Raw genomic sequence first — 365 nt, forward strand, 5'->3', positions numbered from 1 at the left:
TGGTCGTCGGGGCGGGCCGAAGCGACGCCGGCGACGGCCGCCCACGGGTTCCCTGGTTCGTCCTCGGATTCCTAGGTGCTGTGGCCGTCCGAAGCGCCGGGCTCCTCGACGGGGCCGTGCTGTCCGGGGGCGATCGCCTGGCGACAGGACTGCTTGCCGCCGGGATGTTCGCCCTCGGAACGACCGTTCACCTCCGCACCCTCACCCGGGGGACCGGACGGCTGCTCGTGCTCGCCGCGGCCAGCACCGTCGTGGCTGCCGGGGTGTCCCTGTCGCTGGTCTCGGTGCTCCTGTGAGGCGGAAGTCGCGTTGCCCGCTGGGACGCATGCGGGAGAATGCCTAGGTGGACATCAGCCGTATCGCCA

1 protein-coding gene is annotated in these 365 nt (G+C 71.8%); it reads left to right on the forward strand.

Annotation, left to right across the window (positions count from 1 at the left end; all coding sequences use genetic code 11):
• Positions 1–296: putative sulfate exporter family transporter (locus D9V41_RS16855; protein ID WP_121795633.1), on the forward strand; the 296-nt coding region annotated here is incomplete at its 5' end.
• Positions 297–365 lie beyond the last annotated feature (69 nt).

The sequence above is a fragment of the Aeromicrobium phragmitis genome, assembly GCF_003674095.1.
GTDB classification, from domain to species: Bacteria; Actinomycetota; Actinomycetes; order Propionibacteriales; family Nocardioidaceae; genus Aeromicrobium; species Aeromicrobium phragmitis.